The sequence below is a fragment of the Mizugakiibacter sp. genome (assembly GCF_039680435.1).
In the GTDB taxonomy this organism is placed as follows: domain Bacteria; phylum Pseudomonadota; class Gammaproteobacteria; order Xanthomonadales; family Rhodanobacteraceae; genus Mizugakiibacter.
In genome coordinates, this window is sequence record NZ_JBDKSX010000023.1 from 74775 (window position 1) to 98658 (window position 23884).

Genomic DNA, 23884 nt, shown 5'->3' on the forward strand with positions numbered 1-23884 from the left:
TCAGCGGCGCAGGCCGAGGCGTTCGATCAGCGCCTGGTAGCGGCCGCCGTCGTTCTTCTTGAGGTAGTCCAGCAGCCGGCGGCGCTGGTTGACCAACTTGAGCAGGCCGCGGCGCGAGTGGTGGTCCTGCGCGTGCGTCTTGAAGTGCTGCGTCAGGTGCTCGATGCGGGCGGAAAGCAGCGCGACCTGCACCTCCGGCGAGCCGGTGTCGTTCGGCTTGCGGCCGAAGTCCGTGATGATCTTGCTGGTCTGTTCGACAGAAAGCGACATGTTTTCGAATCCTCGAAAGCGAATGCGAGACTTGCGAAGCGGCACCGGCCACGATGGCGCTTCGCAAGCCCCGCCGGGTTGGGTCGGGTCGTTCGGTAAGCGCGCTATTTTAGCGGCCAAGACAGCGCCGCAACAAGGGTTTTCAGGCGACCGGCGGCAGGTTCAGGCCGCGCACGACGCGCAGCGTGCCGGCCGCGTCGACCTCGCCCAGCGCCAACAGGCGACCGTCCGGGGCGTGCGCGCGGCAGCGCCCCGGCGCAGCCTCGACCGCGACGGGCCGCCCGTGGCCGAGCGCACGCGCGCCGTCCACGTCCAGCCGCACCGCCGGCAGCGCCGCCAGGCCGGCATCCACCGGCAGCAGCAGCGCGTCCAGCGCCGCCTCCCCGTCCTGCGCCTGGCGGGCGCGCAACTCGTCCAGGGTGAACATGGCCGGCGCGCGGAACGGCTCCACCCACAGCCGGCGCAGCGCGGTCAGGTGGGCGCCGCAACCCAGACGCTCGCCGAGATCGCGCACCAGGCTGCGCACGTAGGTGCCGGAACCGCACTCGACGTACAGGCGCAGGCGCGGCCCGTCCCGGCCGACGCACTCGAAGCGGTCCACCTCGACCTCGCGCGGGGGCGCCTGCACGTCCTCGCCGCGGCGCGCCCGGCGATACAGCGGCTCGCCGCCCTGCTTGATCGCCGAATGCACGGGCGGGACCTGCGTGATGCGGCCGCGCAGCGTCGCCAGCGCGCTTCGCAGCGCCGCATCATCGAACGGGGGTACCGCGCGTCGCTCGAGCACCTCGCCCTCGCTGTCCGCGGTGGACGTGACGACACCCAGCAGGCATTCGGCCGCGTAGGCCTTGCGCGAGCCGAGCAGCAGTCCGGCGATCTTGGTCGCCTCGCCGAAGCACAGCGGCAGCAACCCGGTGGCCAGCGGATCGAGGCTGCCGGTATGCCCGGCCTTGTCCGCGCGATACAGCCGCCGCGCCGCCTGCAGCGCCTGGTTCGAGCTCATCCCCGCCGGCTTGTCGAGCAGCAGGATGCCGTGCACCTGGCGGGTGGGGGGACGGGGCATTTCGGGACTCGGGACTCGGGGAAAAGCGAAACAACGAAAGCATCATCCCGACGCAAGCCGGCCTGGCGATGGGGGCGCCAATGCAATCGCCGGATTCCGGCCTGCGCCGGAACAGCGGCGGCGGACCGGAGGACATCGCGCGGCTACAGCCGCCCCTTGTCCTTTTCCTGGCGCAGCAGCGATTCGATGCGCTCGCCCTTGTCGACGGAATCGTCGTACTTGAAGCGCAGCTCGGGCACGCGGCGGATGCGCATCGTGCGCGACAACTGCTGGCGGAACTCCTTCGCCATGCCGTTCAGCGCCTTGACCGTGTCGCGGGACGCGTCGGGCAGCAGCGTGGTGACCCACACCGTGGCGGAATCCAGGTCGCGCGTCACCTCGACGTCGGACACGCTGACCGACGGCAGCGCGTGGTCGCGCACCGCGGCATGCACCATGCTGCCGAGCAGGCGACGCAGCTCGGCGGCGATGCGGTCGGTGCGTTTGAATTCGGAAGATGGCATGGCGGGTTCCGCCCAACAATCACAGTGTCCTGGCCACCTCGATGCGCTCGAAGCACTCGATCTGGTCGCCCGGCTTGACGTCGTTGTACTGCTTGACGGCGATGCCGCACTCCATGCCGTTGCGCACTTCCTCGACCGCATCCTTGAAGCGACGCAGCGACTCCAGTTCGCCCTGGAAGATCACCGTGTTGTCGCGCAGCACGCGGATCGGCTTGTGGCGCTTGACCACGCCCTCGACCACCATGCAGCCGGCGACCGCGCCGAACTTGGAGCTGCGGAACACGTCGCGCACCTGGGCCACGCCGATGATTTCCTCGCGCACCTCGGTGCCGAGCAGGCCGGAGGCGGCCTGCTTCACCTGGTCGATCACGTCGTAGATGATCGAGAAGTAGCGCATGTCCAGGCCGTTGGCATCGACCACCTTGCGCGCCGAGGCGTCGGCACGCACGTTGAAGCCGATCAGCAGCGCCTTCGACGCCGCGGCCAGGGTCGCGTCGGACTCGGTGATGCCGCCGACGCCGGAAGCGACCACGTTGACCTTGACCAGGTCGTTGGACAGATTGACCAGCGAGTCGCGCAGCGCCTCGACCGAGCCCTGCACGTCGGCCTTGACCACCAGGTTGAGCGTCTGCTGCTCGTCGCTCTGGCCCATCTGCGCCATGATGTCCTCGAGCCGGTTGGTCTTGCTGACCAGGCGGCTCTCGCGGCGCTTCTGCTGGCGCTCCTGGGCGACGTCCTTGGCCAGGCGCTCGTCCGCCACCGAGACGAACTCGTCGCCGGCATCCGGCACGCCGGACAGGCCGAGCACCTGCACCGGAATCGACGGGCCGGCGTCCTGCACCTGCTGCCCGGTTTCGTCGAACATCGCGCGCACGCGGCCGTATTCGACGCCGCAGACGACGAAGTCGCCGCGGCTGAGCGTGCCCTGCTGCACCAGCACGGTGGCGATCGGGCCGCGGCCCTTGTCCAGGCTGGACTCGATCACCACGCCCGCGGCGCGGCCGCTCTTGACGGCGGTCAGCTCCATCATTTCGGCCTGCACCGAGATCGCCTCGAGCAGCGTGTCGACGCCTTCGCCGGTCTTGGCCGACACCGGCACGAACTGCACGTCGCCGCCCCATTCCTCGGGCACGACCTCGTGCTGCACCAGGCCCTGCTTGACGTTGTCCGGATTGGCCTCCGGCTTGTCCATCTTGTTGACGGCGACGATCATCGGCACGTCCGCGGCGCGCGCGTGCTGCACCGCTTCCACGGTCTGCGGCATCACGCCGTCGTCGGCCGCGACCACCAGCACGACGATATCGGTCGACTGCGCACCGCGCGCGCGCATCGAGGTGAACGCGGCATGGCCCGGGGTGTCGAGGAAGGTGATCACGCCCTTCGGCGTGCTCACGTGATAGGCGCCGATGTGCTGGGTGATGCCGCCCGCCTCGCCCGCCGCCACCTTGGTGCGGCGGATGTAGTCGAGCAGCGAGGTCTTGCCGTGGTCGACGTGGCCCATGATGGTGACCACCGGCGGCCGCGTCTCCTGCTCGCCCTCCGCCGCGGCGGTGCGCGCCAGCAGCGTGGTCTCGGCGCCCTTGTCCTCGGCGCGCACGGCTTTGTGGCCGAGTTCCTCGACCACCAGCGCGGCGGTGTCGTGGTCGATCACCTGGTTGATGGTCGCCATCACGCCCATCTTGAACAGCGCCTTGACCACCTCGGCGCCCTTCACCGCCATCTTCTGCGCCAAGTCGGCGACGCTGATGTTCTCGCCGATCGCGACCTCGCGGACGACCGGCGCGGTCGGCCGGGAGAAGCCGTGGCGCTCGGAGATGCGCGAGATTTCGGCGACCCTGGGCTTGGCCTTCTTGCGGCTGGTGCGGCGCGCGCGCTCTTCCGCGGTCAGGTGCAGCTCGCCGCCGACGTAGCGGCCGGCGAACTCGTCACCGCCCTCTTCGCGCATGCGGTGCGAACCGCGCGGGTGGCGCGCGCCGTGCGGCGCCGCGGCCGGCGGTTCCTCGCGACGCGGGCGCTCTTCCTTCGGCTTGTGCGCGGCGTGCTCCGCCGGCGCCGCGGCCACCGGCGCGGCCTCGGCGGCGCGCGGGCGACGCCCTTCCTCGGCCAGGCGCTGCGCCTCGGCCTCGGCGCGCGCGCGCTCCTCTTCGGCGCGCTTGCGCTCCTCCTCGGCCGCGCGCAGCTTCGCCTCCTCCTCGAGACGGCGGCGCTCCTGATCCTGGCGCTCGATTTCCTCGGCCTCGCGCTTGAGCTGCGATTCCTGCAACTTGCGCAGCGCGTCCTCGCGCCCCTGGTCGGCCGCGGCCTCCTCGGCGATGACACTGCGCTTGACGTAGGTGCGCTTGGCGCGCACCTCGACATTGACGGTCTTGGCGGATGCGCCGCGGGCGCCCGTCGCGACGGTGATCTCGCTGACCTTGCGGCGCTTGAGCGTGACCTGGCGCGGCGCAGCCTCCTCGGACTCGGGAGCGGCTGCGCCCTTGCCGTGCGTGCGGCGCAGGAAGCCCAGCAGCTTCACCTTCTCGGTGCTGCTGATCACCTGATCGGGGTTGGAAAACTTCATCCCCGCCTCGGCCAGCTGCGTGAGCAGCCTGTCCGGCGTCATGCCGAGGACATTGGCAAGTTGTTTGATCGTCACGTCCGACATCGTTCTCGTACTCCGCCGTTCCTGCGCTCCGCTATCGCCCGCCGCGCGTCACGCTGCGATTCGGGCTCACCTGCCGTCCGTGGCGGGAAGCCTCCCGGCTTCCCCGGCGCGGCCTCGATGGCCGCGCCCTGTTACCGTATCAACCGCCCTGCTCGAGCCGCTCGATCAGCGGCGCACGCGCCGTCATGATCAATTGGCCGGCACGTTCCTCGTCCATGCCCTCGATATCGATCAAGTCGTCGACGGCGAGGTCGGCGAGATCGTCCACCGTGGTCACGCCGCGCTCGGCCAGCACGTAGGCCGTAGCCTCGTCCATGCCTTCCAGCGCCAGCAGGCCCTCGCTGGGCTTGTTCTCGTCGATCCCCTCCTCCACCGCCAGTGCCTCGGTCAGCAGCGCGTCGCGGGCACGCGCGCGCAGCTCCTCGACGATGTCCTCGTCGAAGCCCTCCACCGCGAGCAGCTCGGCGCTGGGCACGTAGGCGATTTCCTCGACCGTGGAGAAGCCTTCCTGGACGAGGATGTTGGCGATTTCCTGGTCGACCTCGAGGCGGTCCATGAACAGCTGGCGCGCGGCCTCCTGCTCGGCCTCGCTCTTCGCCTGCACCTGGTCCTGGGTCATCACGTTGAGCTGCCAGCCGGTCAGCTTGCTGGCCAGGCGCACGTTCTGGCCGCCGCGGCCGATCGCCTGCGACAGCTTGTCCTCGGCGACCGCGATGTCCATCGAGTGCTTTTCCTCGTCCATGATGATGGACTGCACCTCCGCCGGCGCCATCGCGTTGATCACGAACTGCGCCGGGTTGTCGTTCCACAGCACGATGTCGATGCGCTCGCCGTTGAGCTCGTTCGACACCGCCTGCACGCGCGAACCGCGCATGCCGATGCAGGCGCCGATCGGATCGGTGCGCGCATCGTGCGCCAGCACCGCGATCTTGGCGCGGTCGCCCGGATCGCGCGCGCAGGCCTTGATCTCGACCAGGCCCTGGCCGACCTCCGGCACCTCGAGCTTGAACAGCTCGATCATGAATTCCGGCGCGGTGCGCGAGACGAACAGCTGTGGGCCGCGCACTTCCGAGCGCACGTCGTAGAGATAGCCGCGCAGGCGGTCGCCGACGCGCACGGCCTCGCGCGGGATCGCGCGGTCGCGCGGCACGAACGCCTCGGCATTGCTGCCCAGGTCGAGGTAGACGTTGCCGCGCTCGACGCGCTTGACGATGCCGGTGACCAGCTCGCCGATGCGGTCCTTGAAGGCATCGACCACCAGCGCGCGTTCGGCCTCGCGCACGCGCTGCACGATCACCTGCTTGGCGGCCTGGGCGGCGATGCGGCCGAACTCGGCGTTCTCGACCTGCTGCTCGACGTACTCGCCGACCTGCGCGTCGGCGCGCTCGTCGACCGCGTCCATCAGGCGGATCTGGCGGTCCGGCGACTCCATCTCGACATCGTCGGCCACCACCTCCCAGCGGCGGAAGGTTTCGTAGTCGCCGCTGTCGCGATCGATCGAGACGCGGATCGTCACGTCCTGGTCCGGGTAGCGCTTCTTCGCCGCGGAAGCGAGCGCCGCCTCCATCGCCTCGAAGATCACCGTGCGCGGCACGCCCTTCTCGTTCGCCACCGCGTCCACGACCAGCAGAAGTTCTTTGCTCATGACCTGATGCTCCTCCCGGCGCGATCCCGCCCCGGGTCGTCGATTCACTGCTTCGTCTTGCCCTTGCCGGGCTTCGTCTTGCCCTTGCCCGGCTTCGGCGCGGGCAGATAGCCCAACGCCTCCCAGTCCGGCACCAGGCGCGCACTTTCGATGTCGGCGTACTCCAGCTCGCTGCGCGTGCCGTCGTGTTCGACGGCGATGCGGCTGCCCACGACCTCGGCGATCCTGCCGCGCAGGCGGCGGCGCCCGGCCAGCGGCAGCTTCAGCGTGATGCGCGCCTCCGCGCCGACGTGCCGCGCGAACTGCGCGGCGCTGAACAGCGGGCGGTCCACGCCGGGCGAGGACACCTCGAGCACGTAGCGACCCGGAATCGGGTCCTCGACGTCCAGCAGCGCGGAGATCTCGCGGCTGGCCGCCTCGCAGTCGTCCAGCGTCACCGCGCGGTCGGCGGCGTCGATGTACACGCGCAGCAGGCTCTCCCCGCGACCGGGGTTCCATTCCACCCCCAGGCATTCCAGGCCGAGGTCGGCCAGCGCCGGGGCGAGTCGTTCTGCGAGCGTGTGCGTGTCCAAGCCGATACGGTACCTGCAAACAAAAAATGGGCGCTGCTGGCCCATTCCATCGTCGCCGTTGTGTCGCGTCCCGACGCCGGCGCCAACCCGCATCCCTGCGGCCAACAAAAAAGCCTCACGAGGAGGCTTTCTTGTCAGAAAGGATCTGGTAGCGGGGGCAGGATTCGAACCTGCGACCTTCGGGTTATGAGCCCGACGAGCTGCCAGACTGCTCCACCCCGCAACAGAGTCCGTGAAATATACCGATCTGGCCGGCTTTATGCAAGCCTCGTCAGGCCGCGAAGGCGCGCTGGCACCACGCCAGCAGCGGCCCCCACCACAGTCCCAGCGCCAGCAGCGCCAGCGCATTGGCGGACAGCACCAGGCGCAGCGACGGATCGACCTGCGCGCTCAGCGGCTCGCCTTCGGGCTTGTCGAAGTACATCACCTTGACCACGTGCAGGTAGTAGTACAGGCCGACGATGGCAGCCACGATCGCCACGATCGCCAGCCACAGCATGCCGGCGTCGATCGCCGCCTTCAGCACCAGCACCTTGGCGAAGAAGCCGAACAGCGGCGGCACGCCGGCCAGCGAGAACATCGCCAGCGCCATCAGTCCGGCGAACCAGGGCGAGCGTTGGTTCAGGCCCTTGAGGTCGGCGATCTCCTCGGCCTCGAAGCCGGCGCGCGCCAGCGCCAGGATGATGCCGAACGAGGTGGTGGCCATCAGCGCGTAGCAGATCGCGTAGAACATCGCCGCCGCATAGCCCTCGGGCGTGCCGTTGGCCAGGCCGAGGAACAGGTAGCCCATGTGCGAGATGGTCGAGTACGCCAGCATGCGCTTCAGGTTCTTCTGCGCGATCGCGACGATGTTGCCGATCGCCAGCGACAGCACCGCCAGCACCGCCAGCATCTCCTGCCAGTGCACGACCAGCCCGCCCATGCCGGAATCGAGCAGGCGGTAGGCCATGCCGAACGCGGCCAGCTTGGGCGCCGAGCCGATGAACGTCGTCACTGCGGTGGGCGCGCCCTGGTAGACGTCCGGCAGCCACATGTGGAATGGCGCGGCGCCGAACTTGAAGCCGATGCCGACGATCAGGAACACCAGTCCGAACAGCAGCAGGGTCGGATGCGCGGAGGTTGCGGAAGCGGCGCGGATCGCACCGAGGTCGAGCGTGCCGGTGGCGCCATAGATCATCGACATGCCGTACAGCAGCATGCCCGAGGCCAGCGCGCCCAGCACGAAGTACTTGATCGCCGCCTCCGAGGACAGGCTCGAGTCGCGGTTCAGCGCGACCAGCGCGTAGGACGACAGCGTCAGCAGTTCGAGCCCGAGGTAGACCATCAGCAGGCTGCCGGCCGAGACCAGCAGCATGATGCCGAGCGTGGCGAACAGGATCAGCGTGTAGAACTCGCCGATGTGCAGCTCGCGGTCGCGCATGTAGGGTCGCGACAGCACCAGCACGATGCCGCTGCAGAGCAGCGCGAATACCTTCAGCACCTCGGCGACGCCGTCGCGCACGAACATGCCGCCGAAGGCGGTCGCCGGGGTGGCCGGCTGCCCGCTGACCACCAGCCAACCGGTCACCGCCAGCACCAGGATCGCCAGCCAGTGGGTGACCCAGCGCTGATCCTGCTTCAGGAACACGTCGATCAGCAGCAGCATGCACACCGCGCCGGTCAGGTACAGCTCCGGCAGCAGGGTCAGGATGTCGTTCAGGCTCAGCATGCGCGTTCCTCAGACCTTGGTCAGCACCAGCTTCTCGACCAGCTGCCCGATGGACGCGTCCATCAGGTGGGTCAGCGGCCACGGCCACACGCCCAGCACCAGCACACCGAGCGCGAACGCGCCCAGCACGAAGGCCTCGCGCGCATTGATGTCCTTCATCTCGGCGACGTGCGGGTTGGCCACCTCGCCCCAGACCACGCGCTTGACCAGCCACAGCGTGTAGCCCGCGCCGATGATCAGGGTGAACGCGGCGAACAGCGCGATCCACGGGCTCGCCGCGAAGCTGGCCAGGATCACCATGAACTCGCCGACGAAGCCGGAAGTGCCGGGCAGGCCGCAGTTGGCCATCGCGAACAGCACCATGAACGCGGCGAACCACGGCATCACGTTCACCAGTCCGCCGTAGTCCTTGATCATGCGCGTGTGCAGGCGGTCGTACATCACGCCGATGCAGGTGAACATCGCGCCGGAGACGAAGCCGTGCGAGATCATCTGCACCATCGCGCCCTGCATGCCGAGCCGCGCCATCTGCACGTCGTTGGCGTCGCGCACCAGCATGAACGCGATGAAGGTGCCGAGCGTGACGAAGCCCATGTGCGCGACCGACGAGTACGCGATCAGCTTCTTCATGTCCTCCTGCACCAGCGCGACGTAGCCGATGTAGACGATCGCGATCAGCGACAGCGCGATCACCACCCAGGCGTAGGCGTGCGAGGCGTCCGGCACGATCGGCAGCGAGAAGCGCAGGAAGCCGTACCCGCCGACCTTCAGCATCACCGCGGCCAGCACCACCGAGCCGCCGGTCGGCGCCTCGACGTGGGCGTCCGGAAGCCAGGTGTGCACCGGCACCATCGGCACCTTGATCGCGAACGCGATCAGGAAGGCGAAGAACAGCCAGGTCTGCTCGCGCATGCCCAACGGCAGCGCCGCCAGCGTGGCCAGGTCGAAGGTGCCGGCCTTGAAGTACAGGTAGATCAGGCCGATCAGCATGAAGATCGAGCCGAGGAAGGTGTAGATGAAGAACTTGAGGGTGGCGTACACGCGCCGCGGGCCGCCCCACACGCCGATGATGATGAACATCGGGATCAGCATGCCCTCGAAGAACACATAGAACAGCAGCGCGTCCATCGCGCAGAACACGCCGATCATCAGGCCTTCCAGCACCAGCATCGCGGCCATGTACTGGTGCACCTTGTCCTGGATCACCTCCCACGCGCCGACGATCACCAGGATCGTGGTGAAGGTGGTCAGCAGGATCAGCGCCAGCGAGATGCCGTCGGCGCCGAGGTGGTAGTTCACCCGCAGCGTCTCGATCCACGGATGGTTCTCGACCAGCTGCATCGCCGCGCTGGAGGCGTCGTACGCCGGCAGCGCGAGCAGGCTCAGCACGAAGGCCGCGACCGACACCAGCAGCGCCAGCCAGCGCGCGGCGTTCGGCCTTCCCGCTCCGGCCAGCAGCACCGGCACGGCGCCGACGATGGGCACCCAGATCAGCAGGCTCAGCAAGGGCAGATTCGACATCGTTGTTGGCTCGCTTCCCTGGGACTCAGACGTGGCCGAACAGCCAGAACCCGGCCAGCAGCAGGACCAGGCCGAAGATCATCGCGAAGGCGTAGTGGTAGAGGAACCCGGACTGCAGGCCGCGCAACGCCGCCGCGGTGCGCACGACCAGCGCGGCGCTGCCGTCGATGGCGCCGTCGATCACCGCCGCGTCGCCGCCGCGCCAGAACGCCCGGCCCAGCCGCACGCCGCCCTTGGCGAACAGCGCGTAGTAGATCTCGTCGATCCAGTACTTGTGCGCGAGCAGTTCGTACAGCGGCTTCAGCGCGCGCTTGACGCGATCGGCGACGGCCGGGTTGAACAGGTACACGTAGGTCGCCGTGGCGAAGCCGGCGAATGCGATCCAGAACGGCCACTGGGTGAAGCCGTGCAGCACCATCGCCAGCGGGCCGTGGAATTCGGCGCCCAGCTCGCCCAGCACGTCGTTGGCCTCGCCGACCACGATCGAGCGGCCGAAGTAGTCGCCGAACAGCATCGGCCCGATCGTCGGCCAGCCGATCAGCAGCGACGGGATCGCCAGCATCACCAGCGGCAGCGTCACCACCCACGGCGACTCGTGCGGCGGATGCGCCAGTTCGCCGGGCTTGTGGTGGTGGTCGTCGTGGTGCGCATCGTGGCCGTGGCCGGCCTTGACGGTGAAGCGCTCCTTGCCGTGGAAGGTCAGGTACAGCAGGCGGAAGCTGTACAGCGCGGTGACGAACACGCCCGCCAGCACGCAGAAGTACGCGTAGCCGGAGCCCCAGCGGTGCGACGCGCCCACCGCCTCGATGATCGCGTCCTTGGAGAAGAAGCCGGCGAAGCCCGGCATGCCGGCCAGCGCCAGCGAGCCGATCCACATGGTGATGTAGGTGACCGGCATGTACTTGCGCAGGCCGCCCATGTAGCGCATGTCCTGCTCGTGGTGCATGGCGATGATCACCGAGCCGGCACCGAGGAACAGCAGCGCCTTGAAGAAGGCGTGGGTCATCAGGTGGAACACCGCGCCCGAATAGGCGGACACGCCCAGCGCCACGGTCATGTAGCCGAGCTGCGACAGCGTCGAGTACGCCACCACGCGCTTGATGTCGTTCTGCACGATGCCGATCAGGCCGGTGAACAGCGCCGTGGTGGCGCCGATCACCAGCACCACGCTGAGCGCGGTCTCGCTGAGCTCGTACAGCGGCGACATGCGCGCGACCATGAAGATGCCGGCGGTGACCATGGTCGCGGCGTGGATCAGCGCGGAGATCGGCGTCGGGCCTTCCATCGAGTCGGGCAGCCACACGTGCAGAGGCACCTGCGCCGACTTGCCCATCGCGCCGATGAACAGCAGGATGCCGATCACCGTCGCCGCGTGCCAGGGATGCCCGGCGATTACCTCGAGCGAGAGGTCCTCGAGCTTGCCGGCCTGCTGGAACACCTGCGCGTAGTCGAGCGTGCCGAACCAGAACAGCACCGCGGCGATGCCGAGCAGGAAGCCGAAGTCGCCGACGCGGTTGACCATGAACGCCTTCAGGTTGGCGTAGATCGCGGTCGGGCGCTTGTACCAGAAGCCGATCAACAGGTACGACACCAGGCCGACCGCCTCCCAGCCGAAGAACAACTGCAGGAAGTTGTTGCTCATGACCAGCATGAGCATCGAGAAGGTGAACAGCGCGATGTAGCTGAAGAAGCGCTGGTAGCCGTCGTCGTCGGCCATGTAGCCGATCGTGTAGACGTGCACCATCAGCGAGACGAAGGTGACCACCACCATCATCATCGCGGTCAGGCGGTCGACCAGGAAGCCGACGCTGGCGCTGAGGCGGCCGACCTCGAACCAGGTGTAGACGTTGTGGTCGTAGGTCTGCGCCCCGCCCCACACCAGCTGGTACAGCACGTAGCAGGACAGCACGCACGACAGCGCCACGCCGAGAATGGTGACGGTGTGCGCGCCGACGCGGCCGATCTGGCGCCCGAGCAGCCCGGCCAGCAGCGAGCCGGCCAGCGGCGCCAGCACGATGGCGAGCAGGATTCCTTGCGAAAGCGTCATCGAGGCGCGCTCCTCAGCCTTTCATCGAGTCGATTTCGGCGACGTTGATCGTGCTGCGGTTGCGGAACAGCAGGGTCAGGATCGCCAGGCCGATGGCGGATTCGGCGGCCGCCACGGTGAGGATGAAGAACACGAACACCTGTCCCGACGCGTCGCCGAGGAAGCGCGAGAAGGCCACGAAGTTCATGTTGACGGCGAGCAGCATCAGCTCGATCGCCATCAACAGCACGATCACGTTCTTGCGGTTGATGAAGACGCCGGCGACCGACAGGCAGAACAGGATCGTGCCGAGCACGATGTAGTGCGAGAGCGTGATCATGGTGCCTGCTCCTGGCCGCGCTCTGCGGCCATCTTGACGAGGCGCACGCGGGTGCGCGGATCGACCGCCACCTGGCGCGCCGGATCCTGGTGGCGCACGCCGGTCCGGCGGCGCAGGGTCAGCGCCACCGCGGCGACGATGCCGACGGTCAGGATCAGCGCGGCGATCTCGAACGGCAGCAGGAAGCGCGTGAACAGCGCCTCGCCCAGCCAGGCGATGTTGGAGTCGCCGGCGGGGTTGGCCGGCGCCTGCGCCTGCGCCATCGCGCGCACGCCGATCAGCGCCAGCATCTCGACCAGCATCACCGCCGCCACCACGACGCCGACCGGCAGGTAGCGGATGAAGCCCTCGCGCAACGGTTCGAGCTTGATGTCGAGCATCATCACGACGAACAGGAACAGCACCATCACCGCGCCGACATACACCACGACCAGCGCCACGGCGAGGAACTCGGCCTCGGCGAGCAGCCAGATCGCGGCGGTGCTGAAGAACGTCAGCACCAGGCACAGCACCGCGTGCACCGGGTTGCGCAACGTGATCACGCCGAGCGCGGCCAGCGTCGCCGCCGTCGCAAACACGTAGAAACAGAGCAGTTGGAAGGTCATTGCGGCGTGTCCTCGGCGCTCAGCGGTAGGGCGCGTCCTGGGCGCGCGCGGCGGCGATCTCCGGCTCGAAGCGGTCGCCGATCGCAAGCAACTGCGGCTTGGTCACCACGTTCTCGCCGCGCTGCTCGAAGTGATACTCGTGGATGTGCGTCTCCACGATCGAGTCGACCGGGCAGCTCTCCTCGCAGAAACCGCAGTAGATGCACTTGAACAGGTCGATGTCGTAGCGCGTGGTGCGGCGCTGGCCGTCGCTCTCGCGCGGCGCCGAGTCGATGGTGATCGCCAGTGCCGGGCACACCGCCTCGCACAGCTTGCAGGCGATGCAGCGCTCCTCGCCGTTGGCGTAGCGGCGCAGCGCGTGCAGGCCGCGGAAGCGGTTCGACTTCGGGATGTGCTCCATCGGGTAGCGCATGGTGTACTTCGGCCGGAACATGTAGCGCAGGGTCAGCCACATGCCTTCCAGCAGTTCGCCCAGCAGCAGGCTGCGGAAATAGTTGACGACGCGAGTCATGGCTTTGCCTCAGGCACCCACGGTGACCCAGCCGAAGTACTTCATGCACCCGGCCACCAGCACCCACACGATCGTGATCGGAATGAACACCTTCCAGCCCAGGCGCATGATCTGGTCGTAGCGGTAGCGCGGGAAGGTGGCGCGGAACCACAGGTACATGAAGGCGAACAGGAACGCCTTCACGAACAGCCACCACCACCCGCCCGCGCCGAGCACGCCCCAAGACGCCGGGAACGGCGACAGCCAGCCGCCGAGGAACATCACCGACGCGAGGAAGCTGATCAGGATCATGTTCGCGTATTCGGCGAGGAAGAACACCGCGAACGCGGCCCCCGAATACTCGACGTGGAAGCCGGCGACGATCTCCGACTCGCCTTCGGCGACGTCGAACGGCGCACGGTTGGTCTCGGCCACGCCGGACACGAAGTAGACGACGAACATCGGCAGCAACGGCAGCCAGAACCAGTCGAGCAGGCCCTTGCTGCCGGCCTGCGCGTTGACGATGTCGGTCAGGTTGAGCGTACCGGCCAGCACCAGCACGCAGACCAGCGCCATGCCCATGGCGATCTCGTAGGACACCACCTGCGCCGCCGAGCGCATCGCCCCGAGCAGCGCATAGCGCGAGTTCGACGCCCAGCCGGCGAGGATGATCCCGTACACGCCCATCGAGGTCATCGCCAGCAGGTACAGCAGGCCAATGTTGAGGTTGGCCAGCACCACGCCCTGGTCGAACGGGATCACCGCCCAGGCCGCGAACGCCGGCACCACCGCCAGCAGCGGCGCGAGGAAGAACAGCGGCTTGTCGGCGTTGGTCGGGACGACGATCTCCTTGAACAGCAGCTTGAACACGTCGGCGAAGGCCTGCAGCAGGCCCCACGGACCGATCTTGTTCGGCCCCATGCGCACGTGCATCCAGCCGATGACCTTGCGCTCCCAGTAGGAGTACATCGCCACCGTGACGACCAGCGGCAGGACGATGGCCAGGATCTTGGCAAGGGGCCAAACGACCAGCATCAGATCGGCGTGCATGACTTAGGCCTTGGTCAGTTCGATGGCGGCGCCGTACGGCGGCAGCGCGGCGGTTTCGGCGTGCGTGGCCTCGATCCAGGCCGCGCCCGGCGGCACCGCCGCATCGATGACGACCGGCAGCGCGCTGCCGTCGGAGAGTCGTGCGCGATCGCCGTCGGCCAGGCCGCGCGCGGCCGCGTCGGCGGCGTTCAGGCGCACCGCGGCGGGGCGCGACAGCGGATGCGCGCCGAGCGCCGCGCAGCGGCGCAGCACCGCGTCGCCGCGGTAGATCGGCACGGTGGCGAGCCGGGCCAGCGGCGCGGCGGCGCGGCGCGGCCCCGGCGCGGACGCCGCGGCCTGCGGCGCCTGTGCCAGCGGCGCGGCGATCTCGGCGCGCAGCTCGGCCAGCTCGGTGAACTCGAAGCCCGGCGCCTTCAGCATGCCGCCCAGTGCGCGCAGCGCCTTCCAGCCCGGACGCGCCTCGCCCGGCAGCTTGGCGCCGGCAGCGAAGGCCTGTGCGGTGGCGTCGACGTTGACCAGCGTCGCGTCGATCTCGGGCGTCAGCCCGATCGGCAGGATCACGTGGGCGATGCGCCGCAGCGTCTCGTCGGCGTACGCCGCGAACGCCACCACGAATTCCGCCTGCTGCAGCGCCTGCATGGCGGCCACGCCATCCGCGAAGTCGTGCGGCGGCTCGGCGCCGTACAGGACATAAGCCTTGCGCGGCTGCGCCAGCATCGCCTGTGCGTCCAGCCCGCCCTGCCCCGGCAACACGCCGGCGCGGGCCAGGCCGATGCCGTTGGCGCCGTCGGGCAGCGCATTCAGCGCGCTGCCGGTGGCGGTGGCGATGTAGCGCGCCAGCGCGCGCAGCCAGGACGCCTCGGGATGGCGCACGGCGGCGTCGCCGAGCAGCACCAGCGCGGCGGGGGCTTCCTGCAATGCCTTCACCGCGGCACGCGCGGCGTCGCTGGCCTGCACCGCGGCCAGCGCGCCGGCGAGCGCAGCCTCGGCCGGCGCGGCGCCGAGCTCGGCGGCGGCCTTGGCCAGCACCAGCAGCTCGTCGACCAGGCGCTGCGGCGGCGCGATGAATTCGCCGGCGAGGTCGTAGTTGAAGTCGAAGCGCGCGGGGTTGACCGCGTAAACCTTGGCGCCACGCTTCCACGCCTGGCGCACGCGGTGGTTCAGCAGCGGCACCTCGTGGCGCAGGTCGGAGCCGATCAGCAGTGCCGCGCCGACCTGCTCCATCTGCGCGACCGGCAGCTCGAACGTGGCGCCGTCCGCGGCGCCGGCGAAGTCCAGCGTGCGCAGGCGGTGGTCGACGTGCGCGCTGCCCAGCGCGCGCATCAGCCGCGCGATCAGCGCGCCCTCCTCGCTGGAGGTCGACGGCTGCACCAGCGCGCCGATATCGCCGCCGGAAAAGCCCTGCAGCCGCTGCGCGACCGCGCCCAGCGCGTCGTCCCAATCGGTCTCGACCCAGCGTCCGTCGCGCTTGATCGCGGGCTTCGCCGCGCGATCGGCGGCGCCGAGCCCCTGGTGGCTGTAGCGGTCGCGGTCGGACAGCCAGCACTCGTTGACCGCCTCGTTGTCGCGCGGCACCACGCGCAGCACCTCGCCGCGGCGCGTGTGCAGCCACAGGTTGGAGCCGAGCGCGTCGTGGTAGGCGCCGGACGGCCGCGCGATCATCTCCCACGCACGCGCCTTGAAGCGGAACACCTTGTCGGTCAGCGCGCCGACCGGGCAGACGTCGATGATGTTGCCGCTCAGCTCGCTCTCGACGTTCTTGCCGATGTAGGTGCCGATCACGTGGCGGTCGCCGCGGTCCATGCTGCCGAGCTCGTAGGTGCCGGCGATCTCGCCGACGAAGCGGACGCAGCGCGTGCAGTGGATGCAGCGCGTCATCTCGGTCGCGACCAGCGGGCCGATGTCCTCGTCGGCGATCACGCGCTTGCGCTCGGTGAAGCGGCTGACCGAGCGGCCGTAGCCCATCGCCAGGTCCTGCAGCTCGCACTCGCCGCCCTGGTCGCAGACCGGGCAGTCGAGCGGATGGTTGATCAGCAGGAACTCCATCACGTTGCGCTGCGCCTTCAGCGCCTTCTCCGAGCGCGTGAAGACCTTCATGCCCTCCATTACCGGCGTGGCGCAGGCCGGCGCCGGCTTCGGCATCCGCTCGACTTCGACCAGGCACTGGCGGCAGCTCGCCGCGACCGGCAGCTTGCGGTGGTAGCAGAAGCGCGGGATCGGGATGCCGGCCTTGTCGGTGGCCTCGATGATCATCGAGCCCTTCGGCACCTGGATCGGCTTGCCGTCGACCTCGATGTTGACGAGGTCCGGCGCGGCGTTCTGGGTCGGCTGCGCGCTCATGCTGCGACTCCGAGCTTGTCTTCGACCATCGAGCGCTTGTGCTCGACGTAATACTCGAACTCATGCCAGTAATGGCGCAGGAAGCCCTGCACCGGCCAGGACGCGGCCTCGCCGAAGGCGCAGATGGTGTGGCCCTCGATCTGTCCGGCGATCGCCTTCAGGCGGTGCAGGTCGTCCACGACGCCCTCGCCGGCGACGATGCGCGCCAGCACGCGGCGCATCCAGCCGGTGCCCTCGCGGCACGGCGTGCACTGGCCGCAGGACTCCATGTGGTAGAAGCGGCTGATGCGCTCGCAGGCGCGCACCATGCAGACGGTTTCGTCCATCACGATGACCGCGCCCGAGCCGAGGCCGGAGCCGGCCTTCTGGATGGAGTCGTAGTCCATCGTGCAGCCCAGCATCGTCTCGCCCGGCAGCACCGGCATCGACGAGCCGCCGGGGATCACCGCCTTCAGCTGGTGCCCGCTGCGCACGCCGCCGGCCATCTCCAGCAACGCGGTGAACGGCGTACCGAGCGGAATCTCGTAGTTGCCGGGCCGGTTGACGTGGCCGGAGACGGAAAACACCTTCGGCCCGCCGTTGTTGGGTTTGCCGATGTTGAGGAACCAGTCGGCGCCGTTGCGCAGGATCGCCGGCGTGGAGGCGTAGGTTTCGGTGTTGTTGATCGTGGTCGGGCGACCGAACAGGCCGACGTTGGCCGGGAACGGCGGCTTGTAGCGCGGCCAGCCCTTCTTGCCCTCCAGCGACTCCATCAGCGCGGTTTCCTCGCCGCAGATGTAGGCGCCGGCGCCGAGCGCGGCGTGGATGTCCACGTCGATGCCCGAACCCTGGATGTTCTTGCCCAGCAGGCCGGCGGCGTAGGCGTCCTTCAGCGCCTGCTCGAAATGCTCGAACGGCTCGTGGTGGAACTCGCCGCGCAGGTAGTTGTAGCCGACCGTCGAGCCGGTCGCGTAGCAGGCGATCGCCATGCCCTCGACCACCGCGTGCGGATTGAAGCGCAGGATGTCGCGATCCTTGCAGGTGCCCGGCTCGGACTCGTCCGAATTGCACAGGATGTACTTCTGCCCCGGCGCGTTGCGCGGCATGAACGACCACTTCAGGCCGGTGGGGAAGCCGGCGCCGCCGCGGCCGCGCAGCGCGCTCTTCTTCAGCTCGTCGATGATCGACGCCGGATCCGGCTTCTCGGCGAGGATCTTCCTCCACGCCGCGTAGCCGCCGGTCTTCACGTAGTTGTCGAACGACCACGGCACGTCGAAGTGCAGCGTGGTGTAGACGACCTGGTGTTCCTTGGGCGCGGGGCCGTATGCCATAACCGTAGTCACTCTTCGCCGGAGCGGCCTCGGCCGCGACCGCATCGTTGCAACGGAGCAGAGCCAGCGCGGCGGGATCGCCGCGGCGGACGCCTATTCCAGTTCGTCGAGAATCCGGTCCACCTGCTCGGGGGTCAGCTTCTCGTGGTAATGCCCGTCCACCACCATCATCGGCGCACCGCAGCAGGCGGCCAGGCACTCCTCCTCCTTCTTGAGGTAGATGCGGCCGTCGGCGGTGGATTCGCCGAGCTTGATGCCGTACTTCTTCTCGCAATGGCGGACGATGCCGTCGGCGCCGTTCAGCCAGCACGAGATGTTGGTACAGATGGCAACGTTGTGGCGGCCGACCGGCGCCAGCTCGAACATCGAGTAGAACGTCGCCACCTCGTACGCCCACAGCGGCGGGATGCCGAGGTATTTCGCCACCGCGGCGATCAGCTCGTCGGTCAGCGAGCCGCCGTTCTGTTCCTGCGCGGCCATCAGCCCCTGGATCACCGCCGAGCGCCGCCGTTCGGGCGGGAACTTGGCCAGCCAGTGCTCGATGTGCTTGCGCGTTGCCTCGGTGAGGACGACCTGCGGGTCGACGTCCTTCACCTTCTCGAAATTGCCGGTGGCCTTCATCGGTCGATCTCTCCGAACACGATGTCGTAGGTGCCGATCATCGCCACGACGTCGGGCAGCATGTGCCCCTTCACGATCTCGTCCATCGACGACAGGTGCGGGAAGCCGGGTGCGCGCACCTTCAGGCGGAACGGCTTGTTGGCGCCGTCCGAGACCAGGTACACGCCGAACTCGCCCTTGGGCGCCTCGACGGCGGCGTAGGCCTCGCCGGCGGGCACGCAGTAGCCTTCGGTGAACAGCTTGAAGTGGTGGATCAGCGCTTCCATGTCGCGCTTCATCTCGGCGCGCGCCGGCGGCGCCACCTTGAAGTTGTCGACGATCACCGGGCCGGGGTTCTGCCGCAGCCAGGCGACGCACTGCTTGATGATGCGGTTGGACTGGCGCATCTCCTCGACGCGCACCAGGTAGCGGTCGTAGCAGTCACCGTTGGCGCCGACCGGGATGTCGAAGTCGACATCGGCGTAGGCCGCGTACGGCTGCTTCTTGCGCAGGTCCCATTCGATGCCGGAACCGCGCAGCATCGGCCCGGACATGCTCCAGGCCAGCGCCTGTTCCGGGCTGACCACGCCGATGCCGACGGTGCGCTGCTTCCAGATGCGGTTGGTGGTGAGCAGTTCCTCGTACTCGGCGACGCGACGCGGGAAGTCGTCGGTGAAGGCGTCGAGGAAGTCGAGCATCGAGCCTTCGCGCCAGGCGTTCAGCCGCTTCAGGTCCTTGCCCTTGTGCCACGGCGACTCGCGGTACTGCGGCATGCGGTCCGGCAGGTCGCGGTAGACGCCGCCCGGGCGGTAGTAGGTCGCGTGCATGCGCGCGCCGGAAACCGCCTCGTAGCAGTCCATCAGCTCCTCGCGTTCGCGGAACGCGTACAGGAACACCGCCATCGCACCGAGGTCGAGCGCGTTCGAGCCGATCCACATCAGGTGGTTCAGGATGCGCGTGATCTCGTCGAACATCGTGCGGATGTACTGCGCACGGATGGGCGCCTCGATCCGGGTCAGCTTCTCGATGGCGCGCACGTAGCCGTGCTCGTTGCACATCATCGAAACGTAGTCGAGGCGGTCCATGTAGCCGATCGACTGGTTGAACGGCTTCGACTCGGCCAGCTTCTCGGTGGCGCGGTGCAGCAGGCCGACGTGCGGGTCGGCGCGCACCACCACCTCGCCGTCCAGCTCCAGCACCAAGCGCAGCACGCCGTGCGCGGCCGGATGCTGCGGGCCGAAGTTCATCGTGTAGTTGCGGATTTCCGCGCCGGCCATGCTTAGTTCTCCTGCCAACGGTCGGCCGCCTCGGCGCCCGCCTGCGCGTAGCGCGCGTCCTCGCGGATCACGCGCGCCACGGTGACGCGCGGCTCGATCGACACCGGCTGGTAGATGACGCGCTTCTGCTCGGGGTCGTAGCGCACCTCGACGTTGCCGATCAGCGGGAAGTCCTTGCGGAACGGATGGCCGACGAAGCCGTAGTCGGTGAGGATGCGGCGCAGGTCCGGGTGGCCCTCGAAGACGATGCCGAACAGGTCGAACGCCTCGCGCTCGAACCAGTTGGCGCCAGTCCACACGCCGGTCAGCGAGGGCACCACCGGCAGCGCGTCGTCCGCGCAGAAGCAGCGTACGCGCAGGCGCCGGTTGTGGCTGATCGACAGCAGGTGCACGACCACCGCAAAGCGCCGCGGCACGGCGGTTTCGCGCGGGCGCTCGACCCAGTTGAAGCGGCCCGGTCCCAGCCCCTCGACGCCGCGCGAGAATCCGGTGCCGGTGGTCTCCTGCGAAGTACGCCACTCGTCCTCGCCGTAGCCGAGGTAGTCGACGCCGCACAGGTCGATCAGTTGCTCGAAGCGCAGCTCAGGATCGTCGCGCAGCGCGGTGGCGATGCCGACCAGGTCGTCGGCGGCCACCTCGATGGTGGTTTCGCCGAGGCGGGTGGCGACGCCGGCGATGCGCTCGCCGAAGCGCGCGGCAAGGCGCTCGGCCAAGGTGCTCGGCGCTGCGGGGGCAGGCGTGGCTTCACTCATGGCGATTCACTCAGCGCGCAAAGGTGTTGGTGCGGCGGATCTTCTTCTGCAGCTGCAGGATGCCGTGGATCAGCGCCTCGGCCGTGGGTGGACAACCCGGCACATAGACGTCCACCGGCACGATGCGGTCGCAGCCGCGCACCACGGAATAGGAATAGTGGTAGTAGCCGCCGCCGTTCGCGCACGAGCCCATCGAGATCACCCACTTCGGCTCGGGCATCTGGTCGTAGACCTTGCGCAGCGCCGGCGCCATCTTGTTGACCAGGGTGCCGGCCACGATCATCACGTCGGACTGGCGCGGCGAAGGGCGGTAGATCACGCCGTAGCGGTCGAGGTCGAGGCGCGCCGCGCTGGCGTGCATCATCTCGACAGCGCAGCAGGCCAGGCCGAACGTCACCGGCCACATCGAGCCGGTACGCGCCCAGTTCACCAGCGCGTCGAGCGAGGTGGTCACGAAACCGCGATCCACGACCGGATTCTCGTCGGTCGCCGGACGCAAGATGTCGTCCACCTGCCCCAGCGGCGAGGGGTTGTGCATCACCTCGTCGAGTTTCGAGATCACTCCCATTCGAGCGCCCCTTTCTTCCAGACGTACACGAAGCCGACCACCAGCAGGGCGAGGAACAGGGCCATCTCGACCAGCGCGGTCACGCCGATCTTGGCGAACACGACCGCCCACGGGAACAGGAACGCGATTTCGAGATCGAAGATGATGAACAGGATCGCGATCAGGTAGTAGCGCACGTCGAACTTCATGCGCGCGTCCTCGAACGCCTCGAAACCGCACTCGTAGGGCGCGAGCTTCTCGGCACTCGGGCGCTTCGGCCCGAGCAGCGTGCCGAGCAGCAGCAGCGCGACGCCGATGCCGGTGGCGACCACAAGGAACAGCAGGACAGGCCAGTATTCGGCTAGCACGGCTCAGCGAACCTCCGCGCCGCGGGGCGCATCAGTGGCCGCTCGCGCGGCCGATCGTTACGGTGGTGCCCAGGAGAGGACTCGAACCTCCACGACTTGCGTCGCTACCACCTCAAGGTAGTGCGTCTACCAATTCCGCCACCTGGGCATTGACACTCGATCAATCTTTCTTCGCTGGCTCGCCTGGACCGGGCTTGCCGTCCGCCGACGTGGCCGCAGCGGCCGGCGGTGCGGTAGCGCGCGGCACCTCGCTGCCCGCCGCCGGCGCACCCGACTTCGCCGGGGCGGCAGGCACCGCCGTACCGGCCATCACGCCGAGATCGTCACCCGGCTTCTTGGCGCCACCGTGGCTCACGTAGATGCCCATGCCGAGGCTGAGCAGCAAGAACAAGCCCGAGAGCACCCACGTCGTGCGGGTGAGGAAGTTGCTGGAGCCGCGCGCACCGAACACGGTGGCGGAAGCGCCGCCGCCGAAGCCCGAGCCCGCATCCGCGCCGGCGCCGCGCTGGATCAGGATCAGCACGATCATCGCCGCGGCGATCAGGATGTAGAAGACGCTGAAGATGGTGATCATGTCCTTCCGTCCGGCTGCGTGTTCAGCGCGCGGCCTGGCAGATCGCGAGAAAATCGGCCGCCGCCAGCGCGGCGCCGCCAATCAGGCCGCCATCGACGTCGGGTTGCGCGAAAAGGTCCGCGGCATTCGCGGGCTTGACGCTGCCGCCGTAGAGGATGCGGGTCAGCATTGAAATTCTAGCATCGGCCTTCGCCAGTTGGCTACGGACGAAGGCATGCACGTCCTGCGCCTGCGCCGGGCTCGCGGTGCGTCCGGTACCGATCGCCCACACCGGCTCGTAGGCGACGACGATGCGCTCGAACGCGCCGATGCCGCAGCGCTCCAGCACGGCGCCGAGCTGGCGCCCGATCACCGCTTCGGTGCGGTCCGCCTCGCGTTCGGCGAGCGTCTCGCCCACGCACAGCACGGGCACCAGGCCGGCGCCCAGCGCCGCCGCGACCTTCGCCGCCACCCGCGCATCGCTTTCGCCGTGATACTGGCGGCGCTCGGAATGCCCGGCCAGGGCGTAGCGGCAGCCGACGTCGGCCAGCATCGTCGCCGCGACCTCGCCGGTGTAGGCGCCCTGTTCCGCGTGCTCGCTGACGTCCTGGCCGCCGACGCCCAGGCCGCGGCTTGCGCAGGTCGCGGCAAGCTCCGCAAGATACGGAAACGGCGGGAAGACGGCGATCTCGGGACCGGCCGGCATGTTCGCCGCGATTTCCGCGACCAATCCGGCAGCCTGCTTGCGCGAGCCGTGCATCTTCCAGTTACCGGCGACGAATTTCCTGCGCATCGGGGGCACCCGGCTAGGCAAAGGCCGCGAAGGATACCGGCCCGCCGCCGCAGCATGCAACGCAACCCGTCCACGGAGAGACCATGCAGACGACACCGCACCCGCGCCGCGCCCTCGTCACCGGCGCATCGTCCGGCATCGGCGCGGCATTCGCGCGTGCGCTGGCCGCACGCGGCCACGCGTTGGTGCTGACGGCGCGACGCGCCGAACGGCTCGACGCGCTGGCCGCCGAGCTGCGCCAGCGGCACGGCGTCGAGGTCGCCGCGATGCCGGCCGATCTCGCCGATCCGCAGGCGCCGGCGCATCTCGCCGACGCGCTGGCGCTGCGCGGCCTGCACGTCGACACGCTGATCAACAACGCCGGCTACGGCGTGCCCGGCACGTTCGAAGCCAGCCCCTGGCAGCGCCACGCCGACTTCATCCAGGTGCTGATGACCGCGCCGACCGAACTGGCGCACCGCCTGCTGCCCGGCATGCGCGCGCGCGGCCACGGGCGCATCGTCAACGTCGCCTCGCTGGCCGGCCACCTGCCCGGCTCCACCGGGCATACGCTGTACGCCGCGTCCAAGGCCTACCTGATCAGGTTTTCGCAGTCGCTGGCGCTGGAGAACCGCGCGCACGGCGTGCACGTCTGCGCGTTGTGTCCCGGCTTCACCTACAGCGAATTCCACGACGTCACCGGCGCCCGCGCGCTGGTGTCGAAGATGCCGCGCTACATGTGGATGGACGCCGACACCGTGGCGGCGCAGGGTCTGGATGCGGTCGAGCGCGGCGACGTCGTGTACGTCAACGGCCGCGTCAACCGCGCGATCAAGGCACTGTTCGGGCTGCTGCCGGACGGCCTCGCGCTGAAACTGATCGCGCGCCGCTCGCGCGATTTCCGCGTGCTCGATTGACGCGGCGAGCCGCC

23 protein-coding genes and 2 tRNA genes are annotated in these 23884 nt (G+C 68.8%); 1 reads left to right on the forward strand and 24 read right to left on the reverse strand.

Annotation, left to right across the window (positions count from 1 at the left end):
• The 24 genes from rpsO to tpiA all read right to left on the reverse strand — a co-directional run bounded on the left by rpsO (position 1) and on the right by tpiA (position 22974).
• Positions 1-270, reverse strand: a complete 270-nt coding sequence (gene rpsO / locus ABFC67_RS02150; RefSeq protein WP_346736386.1) for a 30S ribosomal protein S15 — start codon at positions 268-270, stop codon at positions 1-3.
• 142 nt (positions 271-412) lie between these two features.
• Positions 413-1330, reverse strand: coding sequence for a tRNA pseudouridine(55) synthase TruB (gene truB / locus ABFC67_RS02155; protein ID WP_346736387.1), 918 nt, complete (start codon positions 1328-1330; stop codon positions 413-415).
• Positions 1331-1473: 143 nt separating this feature from the next.
• Entirely contained in the window at positions 1474-1833 is a 360-nt protein-coding gene (gene rbfA / locus ABFC67_RS02160; protein WP_346736388.1) for a 30S ribosome-binding factor RbfA, read from the reverse strand.
• Positions 1834-1852: 19 nt separating this feature from the next.
• Positions 1853-4477 (reverse strand): translation initiation factor IF-2, encoded by a 2625-nt coding sequence (gene infB, locus ABFC67_RS02165; protein WP_346736389.1) that lies wholly within the window; start codon positions 4475-4477, stop codon positions 1853-1855.
• 139 nt (positions 4478-4616) lie between these two features.
• Positions 4617-6122, reverse strand: a complete 1506-nt coding sequence (gene nusA, locus ABFC67_RS02170; protein WP_346736390.1) for a transcription termination factor NusA — start codon at positions 6120-6122, stop codon at positions 4617-4619.
• Positions 6123-6166: 44 nt separating this feature from the next.
• A complete protein-coding gene (gene rimP / locus ABFC67_RS02175; RefSeq protein WP_346736391.1) occupies positions 6167-6694 on the reverse strand; it encodes a ribosome maturation factor RimP in 528 nt (175 codons plus the stop codon).
• Positions 6695-6840: 146 nt separating this feature from the next.
• Positions 6841-6917: transfer RNA gene (locus tag ABFC67_RS02180), tRNA-Met, on the reverse strand.
• 48 nt (positions 6918-6965) lie between these two features.
• The gene (gene nuoN, locus ABFC67_RS02185) at positions 6966-8402 is read right to left on the reverse strand and encodes an NADH-quinone oxidoreductase subunit NuoN (RefSeq protein WP_346736392.1); all 1437 of its coding nucleotides are present in this window, start codon (positions 8400-8402) and stop codon (positions 6966-6968) included.
• 9 nt (positions 8403-8411) lie between these two features.
• Complete coding sequence (locus tag ABFC67_RS02190; protein ID WP_346736393.1) at positions 8412-9923, reverse strand: NADH-quinone oxidoreductase subunit M; 1512 nt, start codon at positions 9921-9923, stop codon at positions 8412-8414.
• Positions 9924-9948: 25 nt separating this feature from the next.
• The gene (gene nuoL / locus ABFC67_RS02195; RefSeq protein ID WP_346736394.1) at positions 9949-11970 is read right to left on the reverse strand and encodes an NADH-quinone oxidoreductase subunit L; all 2022 of its coding nucleotides are present in this window, start codon (positions 11968-11970) and stop codon (positions 9949-9951) included.
• 13 nt (positions 11971-11983) lie between these two features.
• Entirely contained in the window at positions 11984-12289 is a 306-nt protein-coding gene (gene nuoK, locus ABFC67_RS02200; protein ID WP_346736395.1) for an NADH-quinone oxidoreductase subunit NuoK, read from the reverse strand.
• Positions 12286-12894 (reverse strand): NADH-quinone oxidoreductase subunit J, encoded by a 609-nt coding sequence (locus ABFC67_RS02205; protein WP_346736396.1) that lies wholly within the window; start codon positions 12892-12894, stop codon positions 12286-12288. The genes nuoK and ABFC67_RS02205 overlap by 4 nt, the downstream gene beginning before the upstream one ends.
• 19 nt (positions 12895-12913) lie before the next feature.
• Positions 12914-13405 (reverse strand): NADH-quinone oxidoreductase subunit NuoI, encoded by a 492-nt coding sequence (nuoI, locus tag ABFC67_RS02210; protein ID WP_346736397.1) that lies wholly within the window; start codon positions 13403-13405, stop codon positions 12914-12916.
• Between the two features lie 9 nt (positions 13406-13414).
• Positions 13415-14434, reverse strand: a complete 1020-nt coding sequence (gene nuoH, locus ABFC67_RS02215; protein ID WP_346736398.1) for an NADH-quinone oxidoreductase subunit NuoH — start codon at positions 14432-14434, stop codon at positions 13415-13417.
• A gap of 3 nt (positions 14435-14437) precedes the next feature.
• Positions 14438-16774: an NADH-quinone oxidoreductase subunit NuoG gene (gene nuoG / locus ABFC67_RS02220; RefSeq protein ID WP_346736399.1), complete on the reverse strand. Its 2337-nt coding sequence runs from the start codon at positions 16772-16774 to the stop codon at positions 14438-14440.
• On the reverse strand, positions 16771-18084 hold the full coding sequence (nuoF, locus tag ABFC67_RS02225) for an NADH-quinone oxidoreductase subunit NuoF (protein ID WP_346736400.1): 1314 nt from the start codon (positions 18082-18084) through the stop codon (positions 16771-16773). Before nuoF ends, nuoG begins: the two co-directional genes overlap by 4 nt.
• Positions 18085-18177: 93 nt before the next feature.
• Positions 18178-18705, reverse strand: a complete 528-nt coding sequence (nuoE, locus tag ABFC67_RS02230; protein WP_346736401.1) for an NADH-quinone oxidoreductase subunit NuoE — start codon at positions 18703-18705, stop codon at positions 18178-18180.
• On the reverse strand, positions 18702-19961 hold the full coding sequence (locus tag ABFC67_RS02235) for an NADH-quinone oxidoreductase subunit D (RefSeq protein WP_346736402.1): 1260 nt from the start codon (positions 19959-19961) through the stop codon (positions 18702-18704). Before ABFC67_RS02235 ends, nuoE begins: the two co-directional genes overlap by 4 nt.
• 2 nt (positions 19962-19963) lie before the next feature.
• Entirely contained in the window at positions 19964-20713 is a 750-nt protein-coding gene (locus tag ABFC67_RS02240) for an NADH-quinone oxidoreductase subunit C (protein ID WP_346736403.1), read from the reverse strand.
• A 10-nt stretch (positions 20714-20723) separates the two neighbouring features.
• Positions 20724-21281, reverse strand: a complete 558-nt coding sequence (locus ABFC67_RS02245; protein WP_346736404.1) for an NADH-quinone oxidoreductase subunit B family protein — start codon at positions 21279-21281, stop codon at positions 20724-20726.
• Complete coding sequence (locus ABFC67_RS02250; RefSeq protein WP_346736405.1) at positions 21272-21628, reverse strand: NADH-quinone oxidoreductase subunit A; 357 nt, start codon at positions 21626-21628, stop codon at positions 21272-21274. The genes ABFC67_RS02245 and ABFC67_RS02250 overlap by 10 nt, the downstream gene beginning before the upstream one ends.
• A 63-nt stretch (positions 21629-21691) precedes the next feature.
• Positions 21692-21776: transfer RNA gene (locus ABFC67_RS02255), tRNA-Leu, on the reverse strand.
• 12 nt (positions 21777-21788) lie between these two features.
• Positions 21789-22202, reverse strand: a complete 414-nt coding sequence (secG, locus tag ABFC67_RS02260) for a preprotein translocase subunit SecG (protein WP_346736406.1) — start codon at positions 22200-22202, stop codon at positions 21789-21791.
• A gap of 22 nt (positions 22203-22224) precedes the next feature.
• Positions 22225-22974 (reverse strand): triose-phosphate isomerase, encoded by a 750-nt coding sequence (tpiA, locus tag ABFC67_RS02265; RefSeq protein WP_346736407.1) that lies wholly within the window; start codon positions 22972-22974, stop codon positions 22225-22227.
• 83 nt (positions 22975-23057) lie between these two features.
• On the opposite strand from tpiA, the gene ABFC67_RS02270 reads away from it, so the two are divergent.
• A complete protein-coding gene (locus tag ABFC67_RS02270; RefSeq protein ID WP_346736408.1) occupies positions 23058-23870 on the forward strand; it encodes an SDR family oxidoreductase in 813 nt (270 codons plus the stop codon).
• Positions 23871-23884 lie beyond the last annotated feature (14 nt).

What these genes read in the sequence shown, in the direction of transcription:
- nuoF (WP_346736400.1), bottom strand. Translation starts at nt 18,084, where the DNA reads ATGGCATACGGCCCCGCGCCCAAGGAACACCAGGTCGTCTACACCACG.
- infB (WP_346736389.1), bottom strand. Translation starts at nt 4,477, where the DNA reads ATGTCGGACGTGACGATCAAACAACTTGCCAATGTCCTCGGCATGACG.
- ABFC67_RS02190 (WP_346736393.1), bottom strand. Translation starts at nt 9,923, where the DNA reads ATGTCGAATCTGCCCTTGCTGAGCCTGCTGATCTGGGTGCCCATCGTC.
- nuoH (WP_346736398.1), bottom strand. Translation starts at nt 14,434, where the DNA reads ATGCACGCCGATCTGATGCTGGTCGTTTGGCCCCTTGCCAAGATCCTG.
- nuoI (WP_346736397.1), bottom strand. Translation starts at nt 13,405, where the DNA reads ATGACTCGCGTCGTCAACTATTTCCGCAGCCTGCTGCTGGGCGAACTG.
- nuoL (WP_346736394.1), bottom strand. Translation starts at nt 11,970, where the DNA reads ATGACGCTTTCGCAAGGAATCCTGCTCGCCATCGTGCTGGCGCCGCTG.
- nuoN (WP_346736392.1), bottom strand. Translation starts at nt 8,402, where the DNA reads ATGCTGAGCCTGAACGACATCCTGACCCTGCTGCCGGAGCTGTACCTG.
- nuoE (WP_346736401.1), bottom strand. Translation starts at nt 18,705, where the DNA reads ATGAAGGCCACCGGCAATTTCGAGAAGGTGAAGGACGTCGACCCGCAG.
- ABFC67_RS02245 (WP_346736404.1), bottom strand. Translation starts at nt 21,281, where the DNA reads ATGGGAGTGATCTCGAAACTCGACGAGGTGATGCACAACCCCTCGCCG.
- secG (WP_346736406.1), bottom strand. Translation starts at nt 22,202, where the DNA reads ATGATCACCATCTTCAGCGTCTTCTACATCCTGATCGCCGCGGCGATG.
- rbfA (WP_346736388.1), bottom strand. Translation starts at nt 1,833, where the DNA reads ATGCCATCTTCCGAATTCAAACGCACCGACCGCATCGCCGCCGAGCTG.
- ABFC67_RS02235 (WP_346736402.1), bottom strand. Translation starts at nt 19,961, where the DNA reads ATGGCCGGCGCGGAAATCCGCAACTACACGATGAACTTCGGCCCGCAG.
- truB (WP_346736387.1), bottom strand. Translation starts at nt 1,330, where the DNA reads ATGCCCCGTCCCCCCACCCGCCAGGTGCACGGCATCCTGCTGCTCGAC.
- nuoK (WP_346736395.1), bottom strand. Translation starts at nt 12,289, where the DNA reads ATGATCACGCTCTCGCACTACATCGTGCTCGGCACGATCCTGTTCTGC.
- ABFC67_RS02205 (WP_346736396.1), bottom strand. Translation starts at nt 12,894, where the DNA reads ATGACCTTCCAACTGCTCTGTTTCTACGTGTTTGCGACGGCGGCGACG.
- rpsO (WP_346736386.1), bottom strand. Translation starts at nt 270, where the DNA reads ATGTCGCTTTCTGTCGAACAGACCAGCAAGATCATCACGGACTTCGGC.
- tpiA (WP_346736407.1), bottom strand. Translation starts at nt 22,974, where the DNA reads ATGCGCAGGAAATTCGTCGCCGGTAACTGGAAGATGCACGGCTCGCGC.
- nuoG (WP_346736399.1), bottom strand. Translation starts at nt 16,774, where the DNA reads ATGAGCGCGCAGCCGACCCAGAACGCCGCGCCGGACCTCGTCAACATC.
- nusA (WP_346736390.1), bottom strand. Translation starts at nt 6,122, where the DNA reads ATGAGCAAAGAACTTCTGCTGGTCGTGGACGCGGTGGCGAACGAGAAG.
- ABFC67_RS02240 (WP_346736403.1), bottom strand. Translation starts at nt 20,713, where the DNA reads ATGAGTGAAGCCACGCCTGCCCCCGCAGCGCCGAGCACCTTGGCCGAG.
- ABFC67_RS02270 (WP_346736408.1), top strand. Translation starts at nt 23,058, where the DNA reads ATGCAGACGACACCGCACCCGCGCCGCGCCCTCGTCACCGGCGCATCG.